Consider the following 12,827-nt stretch of genomic DNA (forward strand, 5'->3'; position numbering starts at 1 on the left):
GATGGATGTTTGTGTGCGCAACCTAATTCAGGGTTTGCCTGAGTAGCGAAAACGCCAATTCGGCCTCCGCCTGTTCGGGGGCACCGCATGCGAACGCGTCGCGCCGATTTTTTCGCCTTCGCGAAACCCTTGCCGGACGGACGTTTCCAGCCGTTTCGTCCCCAAAGCGCATGGGCCGGCCCAATAAAAGGGACCGGCCGGCAAGCCGCATGCCGGCGTGTCGTCACAATTGTTTCTTGTTGCAACGCAACGCCCGCCCAATAACGGCGATGGTATGCTGGCCGGCATGGAGTTGTACGGCAGGTTGCTTGCATGGCGAAACTCGCGTTCGCACGCTCATACGAGACATCACATTCTCTCGCCCGCATCGCGGCATCGACACGCGCTCCGCTCGCGCGTCCCGCCTTGCGCGTCGCATCCACCTGCGCTCCGATCGCATTCCCCCATCTGGCGGGCTCGCCCCGCATCCCCGATCCCCTTCCAATAGTCTGGAGACATTTCCATGTCGCATAACACCTTGGCCGAAGCGACGCACAGCCCGCTGATCGCTCCCCCGGCCTTCGTCAAGCATCGCAAACTGATCGAATGGGTGTCGCGCATCGCGGCGCTCACGGAGCCCGACCGCGTCGTGTGGTGCGACGGCTCGCAGGAAGAGAACGACGCGCTGTGCCAGGCGATGGTCGACCAGGGCACGCTCACGCGCCTGAACCCGGCGAAGCGCCCGAACTCGTATCTCGCGCAATCCGATCCATCCGACGTCGCGCGCGTCGAGGATCGCACGTTCATCTGCACGCCATCGCCCGACGACGTCGGCCCGACCAACAACTGGATCGCGCCGGAAGAAATGCGCGAGACGCTGAACGGTCTGTTCCGCGGCTCGATGCGCGGCCGCACGCTGTACGTCGTGCCGTTCTCGATGGGCCCGCTCGGCTCGCCGATCGCGCATATCGGCGTCGAGCTGTCCGACAGCCCGTACGTGGTCGTGAACATGCGGATCATGACGCGCATGGGCCGCGAGGTCTATGACGTGCTCGGCGAGGACGGCGATTTCGTGCCGTGCGTGCACAGCGTCGGCCATCCGCTGGACGCGGGTCAGAAGGACGTGCCGTGGCCGTGCAACCCGGTCAAGTACATCGTGCATTTCCCCGAGACGCGCGAGATCTGGAGCTTCGGTTCCGGCTACGGCGGCAACGCCTTGCTCGGCAAGAAATGCTTCGCGCTGCGCATCGCGTCGACGATGGGCCGCGACCAGGGCTGGCTCGCCGAACACATGCTGATCCTCGGCGTGACGTCGCCGGCCGGCAAGAAGTATCACGTCGCGGCGGCGTTCCCGTCCGCGTGCGGCAAGACCAACTTCGCGATGCTGATTCCGCCGCAGGGCTTCGACGGCTGGAAGGTCACGACGATCGGCGACGACATCGCGTGGCTGAAGCCGGGCCGCGACGGCCGCCTGTACGCGATCAACCCGGAAGCCGGCTTCTTTGGCGTCGCGCCGGGCACCGGCGTGAAGACCAATCCGAACGCGATCTCGACGCTGAAGGAAAACGTGATCTTCACGAACGTCGCGCTGACGGAAGACGGAGACGTGTGGTGGGAAGGCCTGACCGACACGCCGCCCGCGAAGCTGACCGACTGGCAAGGCAACCCGTGGACGCCGGAAATCGGCAAGGAAACGGGCCGCAAGGCCGCGCATCCGAACTCGCGCTTCACGGCGCCGGCATCGCAATGCCCGTCGATCGACGCGGACTGGGAGAATCCGGCCGGCGTGCCAATCGACGCGTTCATCTTCGGCGGCCGTCGCTCGACCACCGTGCCGCTCGTGACCGAAGCGCGCGATTGGGTCGAAGGCGTGTACATGGCCGCGACGATGGGCTCGGAGACGACCGCGGCCGCAGTCGGCGAGCAAGGCATCGTGCGCCGCGACCCGTTCGCGATGCTGCCGTTCTGCGGTTACAACGTGAGCGATTATTTCGCGCACTGGCTGAAGATCGGCAAGCAGCTCGAAGGCACGGGCGCGAAGCTGCCGAAGATCTACTGCGTGAACTGGTTCCGCAAGGACGCGAACGGCAAGTTCGTGTGGCCGGGCTTCGGCGAGAACATGCGCGTGCTGAAGTGGATGCTCGATCGCCTCGAAGGCAACGGCGGTGGCGGCGAACATGCGTTCGGCGTGTCGCCGGCCTATGACGACCTGCACTGGGACGGGCTCGACTTCACGCGTGAGCAGTTCGAGGCGGTGACGTCGATGCACGCCGACGAATGGCGCGAGGAGCTGAAGCTGCATGCGGCGCTGTTCGACACGCTGAAGCTGCGCCTGCCGACCGAGCTGACCGACACGATGAAGAAGATCGAACAGCGTATCGGCGGCTGACGAGCCGCATCGACAACGACGTAGCGGCATTGACGTCCCGCCGCCGGCATCCGTCGCCGGCGGCGGGACGTTGTCGTTTGCGCCGCGTTTTCAGCTTGGCGTGTACGTTAAACGTGCGCTTACGCGCCGCACTGCGCGACCACTTCGTCGACCGCGCGCTGCACGTCGCCGCGCCGGTAGCGCAGCAGCGCGATATCGGCCGGATCGGGCTCATACGATACGACGTTGCCGCGGCCCGTATAGATCGCGATGTCCGGCAACAGCGGATGCTCCTGGTCGAGCGACGGTACCGTCTGCGGATTGCCGGCCGCGCGGAAGAAGGCCGCGAAGTAGTCGGCGAAGCTCAGGTTCTCGTCGCCGACGAGATACGCCTTGCCGGATTCACCGCGCTGCAGCGCGCCCCAGATCGCTTCCGACAGCGATTGCGTCGAGATGAAGTTGCTGCCGCCGGCCGGACCGTACACGGGCAGCCCGGCGAGCTTGCCCTGCGCATAGCCCGTGTACGCGGCGAACATCTCGTTGCGCAGCCCCGGCACCGACCCGACGACGAACGGCGCATTGACGCTGCACACCGCGAACGACGGCGACGCGAGCGCGCGCACGCGTTCGTCGGCGAGATGGCGCGAGCGTACGTACGGCACGGTGTCGACGAGCGCCGGCGCGACCTGCGGATAGAAGCTGCCGACCAGCACCGCGCGCTTCACGCCCGCGTCGCGCGCGAGCGCGAAGAAGCGCGGCACCGCGTCGACGTTCGCGCGTTCCCAGTGCGCCGCTTCGTCGGTGCCGGGCGGCAGGTGGCGAATGTCGTTGCCGGCCGCGAACACGATCGCGTCGAACGGCGCGAGATCGTCGCGCGTGAAGTTGCCGGCAACGTAGTCGCGCAGCAGCACGTCGAACTGCGCGAGCGCGGTGCCGTGCGCCGGCGGCTTGCGCGCGGCGAGTGTCACGTCGTTGCCTTGTGCGCGCAGATGCAGCGCGGTGTGGCCGCCGATGAGGCCGGTACCGCCGATGATCAGGACTTTCATGATGTCTCCCGCAGCGGCACGGATGCGCCGCTTGAATTGAACCGATGATTGAACGGATGACGCCGCGCGCGGCGGCGGCCTGCTCAGAAATTGAAGCCGTTGCCGGTGACGACCGGCATGTTGGTCCAGAAGCCGTTCGGGTCGCGATACCAGCCGGCCGCCGCGAGTGCGCCGCCGTCCACGTGCAGCGTCGTGCCGGTGACCCACGCGGCGAGCGGGCTCGCGAGGAACAGCGCGGCGCCCGCGATGTCGCCGGCGGCACCGAATCGTCCGAGCGGAATCCAGCGCGGGATATGGCTGTGGTGCTCGGCCGCCACCATCGCGCTGACGGGCACCTGCGGCGTCTCGGTGGTTTCCGGCGCGATCTGGTTCACGCGGATGCCGGCCGGCCCGAGTTCGAGCGCGAGGCTTTTCGTGAAGCCGGTCAGCGCGGCCTTGAACGATGCATAGACGGTGCAGTTCGGAATCGCGCGAAAACCCTCGATCGACGACACGCCGACGATGCTGCTGCCCGCGCCGCGCTTGCGCAGCAACGGCAGCATCGCGCGCGTGACGATGAACACCTGACGCAGGTTCACGTCGAACAGCCGCGCGATGTCGTCGTCGCCGTAATCGTCGAACGGTTTCGCGATCCCCAGGAAATCGCCGACGTTGTTGACGAGCACGTCGAGGCCGCCGAAGCGCGCGTCGATCGTCCTCGCAAACGTGTCGACCTCGTCGCGGCGCGTGACGTCCACGGTGCCGACCAGCGCGTCGACGCCCGCGGCTTCGAGCGCCTGGCGCACGTCCTGCGCGCGTGCGGAATCGCGCTCGGCCACCGCGACGCGCGCGCCTGCCGCGCCGAACGCCTCCGCGCACGCGCGGCCGATGCCTGCACCGCCGCCGGTGACCAGCACCGTCTTGCCGTTGAATGAAATCATCGGAACACTCCTTGGAAAGGGAAAGCCGCGAGCCGCGTCACAGCGACGAAACGAGTTGGGCGTTGTCGATCCGCAATTCCGCGCCGTTCACGAAGCGCGATTCGTCGGACGCAAGGAACAGCACGAGATTGGCGACGTCCTGCGGATCGCACATGCGCGCCATCGGATCGTTGCCGATCCCGAGTTCGGCCGGATCGAGGCCGGGCATCAGCGCCTGCGTCATCGGCGTCCAGATGCCGTCCGGATGGATCGAGTTGCAGCGGATCCGGTAGCCGCTGCGCTTGCAGTGCACGGCGACGCTGCGCGCGAGCGCCGTGACCGCGCCTTTCGAGCCGGTGTACGCGCACATCATCGGAAGGCCGCCGAGCGCGGCGACCGACGACATCATCACGATCGAGCCCGGCGTGTCGTTGTGCTTCATCGCGCCGATCGCGTACTTGCAGCCGAGAAAATAGCCGTCCGCATTGACGCGCAGCACGCGTTGCCAGGTGTCGAGGCTCGTGTCCTCGATCGAGCCGACCGGGCAGATCGCCGCATTGTTGACCAGCACGTCGAGGCGGCCGAAGCGCTCGAGCGTCGACGCGATCGCGTGCCGCCAGCCGTCCTCGTCGGCGATGTCCTGATGCACGAACAGCGCCGCGTCGCCGATCTCACGCGCGAGCGCGCGGCCCGCGTCCTCGTCGATATCGGTCAGCACGACACGCGCGCCCTCGGCGGCCAGCAGCAACGCATCCGCGCGGCCGACGCCGCTCGCCGCGCCGGTGATCAGCGCGACCTTGTTTGCGACTCGATTCATGATCGGTGGTTTTCCGTTGGGATTGAAAGAAGGCGGCTGCTCATGCGACGCCCGGCGCACGGCCGGCCTTGACCGCGTCGAGCGCGGCCGCGCCATAGATTTGCGCGATCGTGTCGTCGACGCGCGGGTTGGTGCGCAGTTCGTGGCCGCCGTCGACCGCGAAGCTCTGGCCGGTGACCCAGCCCGACTCGGGGCCGGCGAGATAGCGCACCGCATGCGCGATCGCTTCCGGTTCGCCAAGCGTGCCGAGCGGAATCTGTTCGAGAAAGCGGTCGACCAGCGCGCGGTTGTCGAACATCGGCGCGGTGGCTTCCGAGCGCGTGAGGCCTGGCCGCACCGCGTTCACGCGGATCTTCGCGCCGGCCAGTTCCTCGGCCGCGCCGCGCACCAGCGCCTCGAGCGCGGCCTTGGCCGTGCAGTACGCGCTCAGCCAGCGGAAGTTGATTTGCGCGGCCGTTGACGAGATGCAGACGATCGCGCCGCCGCCGCTGTCGGCGAGCCGCGGCGCGGCGTGACGGATCGCGGTGAACGCGCTGTGCAGGTTCAGGTCGATTTCCGCGCGGAAGCTGGCGGCGTCATGCATCAGCAGCGGCCGGAACCCGGCGCCGCCGACGGTCGGCACGACGATGTCGAGACGGCCATCGAGCGCCCACGCGGTGTCCAGCGCGGCCTGCAGGTCGCCGTCGTCGCACGCGTCGCCGGCATGGATCGCGACGCGGCTGCCGGGCACCGCATCGGTCAGGCGCCGCTGCGCGCGTTCGAGCGCGTCGCGGCGGCGCCCCATCAGCACGACGGCCGCGCCATCGGCGGCGAGTGCCTGCGCGCAGGCCGCGCCGATGCCGCCGGCGCCGCCGGTGACGAGCGCGGTGCGGCCGGCGAGGGGAAGGGACGTGCGCATCGTTCAGCCCTCCAGCGGCAGGTCTTGCGACCAGTCGACGTGCAGCGTGCGCGCGGCGAAGCGCCACGTGCCGCCGTCGAACACGCAGCGGTCGCGATAGCGCAGCCCCCAGTCGAGCTTGCGCGTCACGCCGTCGCGCACGTACACGTGGCATGCGACGCCGTAGGTCTCGACGTCGGCCTCGCCGCCGTCGAGCGTGACGAGCTGGTTGTGCACGTGATGCTGGGTGGTCTCGTAGCGTTCGATCACGCGCATGCCGGCGACGATCGCATCGCGGTCGTCGAAGCGGAAACCGGGGCCGTCGAGCTGCGCGTCGGCGGTGAAGAGGGTGGCGAGGTGCGGCCAGTCGCGCCGGTCGACGGCTTGCGCGTAACGGCAGGCAAGCTCGTACAGCGCGTGGCGGGGATTCGAATCGGTCATGCGTACTCCCGTGAGTGAACGGAAAGACCCGGCCGCGCCGCAAGCACGGACGCGGCGGCATTGCGACGTCGACGCGCAGGTTCGCATCGGACCGATCGATTCTCATCGTCCATACGGAGCAGGGTAAGGATCGGGGAAAACACCGGGATCGCCGGCGACGCATCGTCCGATGCTGCGATGCATCGGCGCGTGCGCGGCATTCGTCTGACGATGAACCGACCCGTCACGACGGGGTTTCCGGGGCTGTCCCGCCGACGCGGCCACGCGGCGATGTTGCAATGCGGCACGCCGCGCGACACCGGCTTCGCGTTTGCCCCTAGTCGAAATGGACGATGGCCGCCGGCCCGGCGCTGGCTACCGTGCAGTCATCTGGTGCGGTTGCCTGTTTGCCTGAGGCCAGCGCGCCGGACACGAACCGCGACAGCGGTCAACCGGAGGGGACGACGATCATGAGACTGACGACTCGCAAGCTGTGCGTACTGGCGATGGGCACGTTCGCGGCCATGGCGATGGCGCGATACGGAGCCGAACAGGTGCCGTCGCCGCCGTATGCGGCCGGCATCCTGCAATGCCGCTCGGTCGACCAGAACGGCCTGCCGATCGGTTGCGTGCCGATCGATCCTTCGCACTTCGGTTTCGCCGCGTTGCGCGGCATGTAACGCCGGCGCGGCCGCGCGCCGCGCCAATCGATCCATTGCCCATGTCATCCGAATACTCCCTGACCCGCCCCCTGAACGTTCGCGACGTGCCTCGCTGGGACGCGGAACACGACGTCGTGATCGTCGGCTTCGGCGCGGCCGGCGCGTGCGCGGCGATCGAAGCCGCGAGCGCCGGCGCCGACACGCTGATCGTCGAGCGCGCGTCGAGCTACGGCGGCACGAGCGCGCTGTCCGGCGGCGAGATCTACCTCGGCGGAGGCGGCGGCACCCCCGCCCAGCGGCAGGCCGGCTTCAGCGACGACACCGAGGACCTGTACCGCTACCTGATGCTCGCGGGCGGCCGCGACGCGGACGAAGCGAAGGTGCGCCTCTATGCGAACGAGAGCCTCGCGCATCACGACTGGCTCGTCGCGCAGGGCCTCACGTACAAGAACACGTTCATCGCCGAGCGGATCGTCGAACCGGAAACCGACGACTGCCTGATCTGGTCGGGCAGCGAGGAGGCCTGGCCGTTCAGCGAGGCCGCGACGCCGTGCCCGCGCGGCCACACGCCGCAATGGCCGGGCTGGGGCGGCGGACAGATGCTGATGCGCGTGCTGGCCGGGCGCGTGCAGGCGCTCGGCGTATCGACGCGCTACGACACGCGCGCGCTCGCCTTGATCGTCGACGATGCAGGCGCCGTGCGCGGCGTCGTGCTGCGCGCATACGGCGAGACGGCATGCGTGCGGGCGCGCCGTGCGGTGATCCTGTGTGCCGGCGGCTTCGCGATGAACCGCGACATGGTGCGCAAGCATGCGCCGCAGTTCCTGCGCTCGGACGAACCGATCGGCAGCCCCGGCGACGACGGCTCGGGCATCCGGCTCGGCCAGAGCGCGGGCGGCACCGCGATCCACATGGACCAGGGCTTCGTCAGCCTGCCGTTCTACGCGCCCGAATCGCTGATCTACGGGATCTTCGTCAACGCGCACGGCCAGCGCTTCATCAACGAGGACGGCTATCACGGCCGCACCGGCCATCACGCGTTCCACCAGGCCGACGACCGGATCTACCTGCTGGTCGACCAGGCGAGCTACCAGGCGCCGCCCGAGATCGCGCGGATCGGCATCGCGGCGGCCGGCGAGACATGGGACGAAGTCGAGCGCGACCTGCGGATGCCGGCCGGCACGCTGACGGCAACGCTCGACGTCTACAACCGCCACGCGGCCGAAGGCGTCGATCCGCTGTTCCACAAGGCGAAGAAGTGGCTGAGGCCGTTGATCGAGCCGCCGTTCGTCGCGCTCGATTGCCGGATCGACTACGCGTTCTATCCGCATTTCACGCTGGGCGGGCTCGATACGCTGCCGACCGGGCAGGTGCTGGACGCGGCGCGCGCACCCGTGGCGGGCCTCTATGCGGCCGGGCGCACGACCTGCGGGCTGCCGCGCTGGGGTGCCGGGTACAGCTCGGGACTGTCGTTGGCGGACGCGACCTTCTTCGGCCGGCAGGCCGGCCGTCACGCCGCGCATTCGGCGAGCGAGGCATTGCGCAGCGCCGCCTAACATGGCGAGGAAAACGACGACGCCCCGGGCAACCGTGTTGCACCGGGGCGTCGTCGTATCAGGGACGTGAGTGAATCGTCAGCCGAGATCGAGCGCGTTCGTCAGGTCGCCCGGCGGCGTGGCGCCGCGCGACGCGAACGCCTTGTCGCGCGCGGCGACGCCGTCGAGCGGCGCGAGCCCGTGCACGCGGCTGATGAAGCGCAGGATCGAGTTCGTGTCGTACATCGTGTGATCGACGTAGCTCTTCTTCGCGAACGGCGAGATCACGAGCGCCGGAATCCGCGAGCCGGGGCCCCAGCGATCGCCGACCGGCGGCGCGACGTGATCCCACCAGCCGCCGTTCTCGTCGTGCGTCATCACGATCACGGTGTTCGCCCATTGCGGGCCGCGCCGGATGTGCTCGATCACGTTCGCGATGTGGCGATCGCCCGATTCGACGTCCGCATAGCCCGCGTGCATGTTCAGGTTGCCCTGCGGCTTGTAGAACGTGACGGCCGGCAGGCGGCCCGCGTCGATGTCGGCGATGAAGCGGTTGGTCGACGGCTCGTCGCCGACGCCCGCGTCGCGCAGGTGCTTGCGGCGCGCGTCGGTGCCCGGCGCGTAGTTCGCGAAGTAGTTGAACGGCTGGTGGTGGTACTGGAAATCGGGAACCATGCCCGTGTCGCGGTGCTCGAGCGCGTACTGCCACGCGCCGCTGTACCACGCCCAGTCGACGTTCTTTTCCGACAGGCGATCGCCGATCGTCGGATGGCCTTGCGGCGGGATCACGCGATGGTCAGCCGGATCCGCATACGCGGCGTTGCCCGGATCGGCCGGCGGCACGTAGCTCGGCTGATACGGCGGCGCCATCGTGTTGACGCCGTAGCCGTCGGGCGTCAGCGGGCCGTCGACCGCGAACTTCGGCGGGCCGTCGAGCGCGGACGCCGGCGAATCGGCGGCGAGCGTCAGCCGCGTGCCGGTTGGATCCTCGCCGTCGACCTTCGACAGCAGCTTGGCCGCGTGCGGATGCTTGTGCGCGTCCGGATAGATCGGCGGCTGCGCGGAAATCAGGAACATGTGATTCAGCCACGAGCCGCCGAAGGCCGCCATGAAGAAGTTGTCGCACAGCGTGTATTGCCGCGCGAGGTTCCACAGCCGCAGCGTGTCGGCGGAATTGCGGTAGTGGCCCATCACGAGGCCGCCCGAATCGGCCCACGCGGCGAACTGGTCGTTGCGGCCCGCGGCGATCTGCATCTGGTTCTGGTAGAAGCGGTGCCACAAGTCGCGCGTGATCACGCCATTCGGCAGCGGCTTGCCTTGCGCATCGGCGATCCGGAACGGCGCGTTCGGCAGCTTGTCGATGTCGCGCTCGGCGATCGCGTAGCGCTTGCCGTCCACTTCCTGCGCCCGCGGCACGAGCCCGCCCCAGATCTTCGGCAGCACCGGCAGCGGCGTCTTGCCGTCACGATCGAGCTGCCGCGCGTCCTCGGGCCGCACCTCGCTCAGCGGATGGCGCACGCCGGGGAAGTCGCCGTACAGGTTCGAGAAGCTGCGGTTCTCCGCATAGATCACGACGATGTGGCGCACCTGCCGGCGCAGCGCGTCGTCGATCCGCAGGTCGGCGGCGGAGCGCGGCGCGCTGCCCGGCGTCGTCTCGCAGCCGCCGAGCGCGACGCCCGCGCCGAGCGCGGCGAGGCCGCCGAGCATGCGGCGGCGGTCCGGGTCAACGGGAAGGTCGTCGGGGCGATCGGGGGTGTCGTTCACGTCGTGTGCTCCTCGATGGGTGGTTATCGTTCGATGCGCGGCCGCGTCGCACAGGCTGGCCGCGACGCGGGACGGGACGCAACAGCCGGCGTCGCGCCCGGCGGCGTGATGCGCGGGGCGAGCCCAACTGTCACACAAATGTCACGAACGCGACTATAACGCGGCGGACGGCGTCGATGAAAGGCGTTTGTCGGACGATGCGAGACGCCTGCGCGCGAACTAGACTGAAATCACGGACGGCGCGTTGCGGCGCGATGTCCGTGCGAGCGCTGCCACGCGGCGCGTTCGCGGTGTCTTTCATGCGACGAAACGAGGCGACGATGGCGCGGATGCGGTCCGTGAGCGCGTGGCTGCCGATACCGCGCGCCGGCGGGGCGCGCGGGTACGCGTAAGCGCGCGCCGCACGGCGCGACCGGCCGGCCCGATGCCATGGACAAGAAATTCGACTATGCAGGATTACTGATCGCGGCGGGCTTCTTCGTGCTGTTCGCCGCGCAGTTGCTGATGCTGCGCCCGGAGGCGACGATGATCGCGTACAGCGATTTCCATCGGCTCGTCGCCGCGCGGCTCGTCGACGATCTCGAGATCGGTGCGACGTCGATCGTGGGCACGCTGAAGATGCCGCAGGCCGGCGCGATGCTGCCGGCATCCGAAGTCGCGGCCGTGAAGACGGGCGGCACGCCGCCGCGCTTCGCCACCAACCGCGTGACCGACCCGCAGCTGATCGACGCGCTGAGCGCGGCCGGCATCCGCTTTCACGGCGCGTCCGACACCGGCTGGATCACGTCGCTCGCGTCGTGGCTGGTGCCGCTCGTCGCGTTCGTGTTCATCTGGAACCTGATGTTGCGCAAGCGCGGCGGGCTGCAGGACTTCACCGGGATGGGCAAGAGCCGCGCACGCGTGTACGTGCAGCAGGAAACCGGCATCACGTTCGACGACATCGCGGGCATCGACGAAGCGAAGGCCGAGTTGCAGCAGCTCGTCGCGTTCCTGCGCAACCCCGACCGCTACCAGCGGCTCGGCGGCAAGATCCCGAAGGGCGTGCTCGTCGTCGGCGCGCCCGGCACCGGCAAGACGCTGCTCGCGCGCGCGGTGGCCGGCGAGGCGGCCGTGCCGTTCTTCTCGATCAGCGGCTCGGCGTTCGTCGAGATGTTCGTCGGCGTGGGCGCCGCGCGCGTGCGTGACCTGTTCGAGCAGGCGCAGCAGAAGGCGCCGTGCATCGTGTTCGTCGACGAGCTCGATGCGCTCGGCAAGGTGCGCGGCGTCGGCCCGATGTCGGGCAACGACGAGCGCGAGCAGACGCTCAATCAGTTGCTCGTCGAAATGGACGGCTTCCAGGCCGGCTCGGGCGTGATCATCATGGCCGCGACCAACCGGCCGGAGATTCTCGATCCGGCGCTGCTGCGCCCGGGCCGCTTCGACCGTCACATCGCGATCGACCGGCCCGACGTGAACGGGCGTCGCCAGATCCTCGGCGTGCACGTGAAGCGCGTGAAGCTCGCGGCCGAAGTCGACCTCGGCGAACTTGCATCGCGCACGCCGGGTTTCGTCGGTGCCGATCTCGCGAACGTCGTCAACGAGGCCGCGCTGCATGCGGCCGACCTCGGCAAGCCGGCGATCGGGATGGACGACTTCGACGAAGCGATCGATCGCGCGATGACGGGCCTCGAGCGCAAGAGCCGCGTGATGAACGCGCAGGAAAAGCTGACGATCGCGTATCACGAGGCCGGCCATGCGCTCGTCGCGGAAAGCCGCGCGTATTGCGACCCGGTGAAGAAGGTGTCGATCATTCCGCGCGGCGTGGCCGCGCTCGGCTACACGCAGCAGGTGCCGACCGAGGATCGCTACGTTCTGCGGCGCAGCGAGCTGCTCGATCGCATCGATGCGCTGCTCGGCGGCCGCGTCGCGGAAGAACTCGTGTTCGGCGACGTGTCGACGGGCGCGCAGAACGATCTCGAACGCGCGACCGCGATGGCGCGCCACATGGTCATGCAGTACGGGATGAGCGAGAAGATCGGGCTGGTGAGTTTCGACGACGGCGAAACGCGCAGTGGCATACCGGGCGCATGGCATGCGAGCGACGGCCGCTGCAGCGAGCACACCGCGCGGGTGATCGACGACGAGGTGCATACGCTGCTGACCGATGCGCATGCGCGCGTCGCGGCGACGCTCGGCGAACGTCGCGAGGCGCTCGAGCGGATCGCGCAACGGCTGCTCGCGTGCGAGGTGCTGGAACGCGATGCGTTGCAGGCGCTGATCGACGGACGCGAGGTGCCTGCGTCCGAACCTTCCATGACCGATCGCGGGCCGTGCACGGGCGTGAATGCGCCGGAACAGGCGTCGGCGACCGAGCACGATTTCGTCGCATGCGGGCCGCCGCGCGAACTCGAGCGTTGAAGCATGGATCGCTCCCGCAGTTGGCGGGCGGGCGAACGCATTGCAATTTCGGTGGCGGTGCAG

General features: G+C 68.8%; 10 protein-coding genes. 4 read left to right on the plus strand and 6 right to left on the minus strand.

Annotation, left to right across the window (positions count from 1 at the left end; translation table 11 throughout):
- Positions 1–502 precede the first annotated feature (502 nt).
- The gene (locus ACVK00_RS11445) at positions 503–2,368 is read left to right on the plus strand and encodes a phosphoenolpyruvate carboxykinase (GTP) (protein WP_228907695.1); all 1,866 of its coding nucleotides are present in this window, start codon (positions 503–505) and stop codon (positions 2,366–2,368) included.
- Positions 2,369–2,487: 119 nt separating this feature from the next.
- Here the strand turns inward: ACVK00_RS11445 and ACVK00_RS11450 are convergent, their stop codons facing one another.
- The 5 genes from ACVK00_RS11450 to ACVK00_RS11470 form a co-directional block, all read right to left on the minus strand.
- Positions 2,488–3,393, minus strand: coding sequence for an NAD-dependent epimerase/dehydratase family protein (locus tag ACVK00_RS11450; RefSeq protein ID WP_284897819.1), 906 nt, complete (start codon positions 3,391–3,393; stop codon positions 2,488–2,490).
- 83 nt (positions 3,394–3,476) lie between these two features.
- Positions 3,477–4,313 carry an SDR family NAD(P)-dependent oxidoreductase gene (locus ACVK00_RS11455; RefSeq protein ID WP_228907693.1) on the minus strand — a complete coding sequence of 279 codons (837 nt, stop codon included), beginning with the start codon at positions 4,311–4,313 and terminating at the stop codon, positions 3,477–3,479.
- Positions 4,314–4,350: 37 nt separating this feature from the next.
- The gene (locus tag ACVK00_RS11460) at positions 4,351–5,109 is read right to left on the minus strand and encodes an SDR family oxidoreductase (protein ID WP_284897821.1); all 759 of its coding nucleotides are present in this window, start codon (positions 5,107–5,109) and stop codon (positions 4,351–4,353) included.
- A gap of 40 nt (positions 5,110–5,149) precedes the next feature.
- A complete protein-coding gene (locus ACVK00_RS11465) occupies positions 5,150–6,007 on the minus strand; it encodes an SDR family NAD(P)-dependent oxidoreductase (protein WP_284897823.1) in 858 nt (285 codons plus the stop codon).
- Positions 6,008–6,010: 3 nt separating this feature from the next.
- Positions 6,011–6,427 (minus strand): nuclear transport factor 2 family protein, encoded by a 417-nt coding sequence (locus ACVK00_RS11470; protein WP_284897825.1) that lies wholly within the window; start codon positions 6,425–6,427, stop codon positions 6,011–6,013.
- A 449-nt stretch (positions 6,428–6,876) separates the two neighbouring features.
- Here ACVK00_RS11470 and ACVK00_RS11475 point away from each other — a divergent pair, with 449 nt between their 5' ends.
- The gene (locus tag ACVK00_RS11475; RefSeq protein WP_006753588.1) at positions 6,877–7,086 is read left to right on the plus strand and encodes a hypothetical protein; all 210 of its coding nucleotides are present in this window, start codon (positions 6,877–6,879) and stop codon (positions 7,084–7,086) included.
- Positions 7,087–7,127: 41 nt separating this feature from the next.
- Complete coding sequence (locus tag ACVK00_RS11480) at positions 7,128–8,624, plus strand: FAD-dependent oxidoreductase (protein ID WP_354123068.1); 1,497 nt, start codon at positions 7,128–7,130, stop codon at positions 8,622–8,624.
- A gap of 78 nt (positions 8,625–8,702) precedes the next feature.
- On the opposite strand, the gene ACVK00_RS11485 is transcribed toward ACVK00_RS11480, so the two are convergent.
- Positions 8,703–10,367: an acid phosphatase gene (locus tag ACVK00_RS11485; protein WP_284897829.1), complete on the minus strand. Its 1,665-nt coding sequence runs from the start codon at positions 10,365–10,367 to the stop codon at positions 8,703–8,705.
- Positions 10,368–10,796: 429 nt separating this feature from the next.
- Between ACVK00_RS11485 and ftsH the strand changes: the two genes are divergently transcribed.
- Entirely contained in the window at positions 10,797–12,764 is a 1,968-nt protein-coding gene (gene ftsH / locus ACVK00_RS11490) for an ATP-dependent zinc metalloprotease FtsH (protein WP_284897831.1), read from the plus strand.
- Positions 12,765–12,827 lie beyond the last annotated feature (63 nt).

The organism is Burkholderia sp. PvR073 (assembly GCF_054055695.1).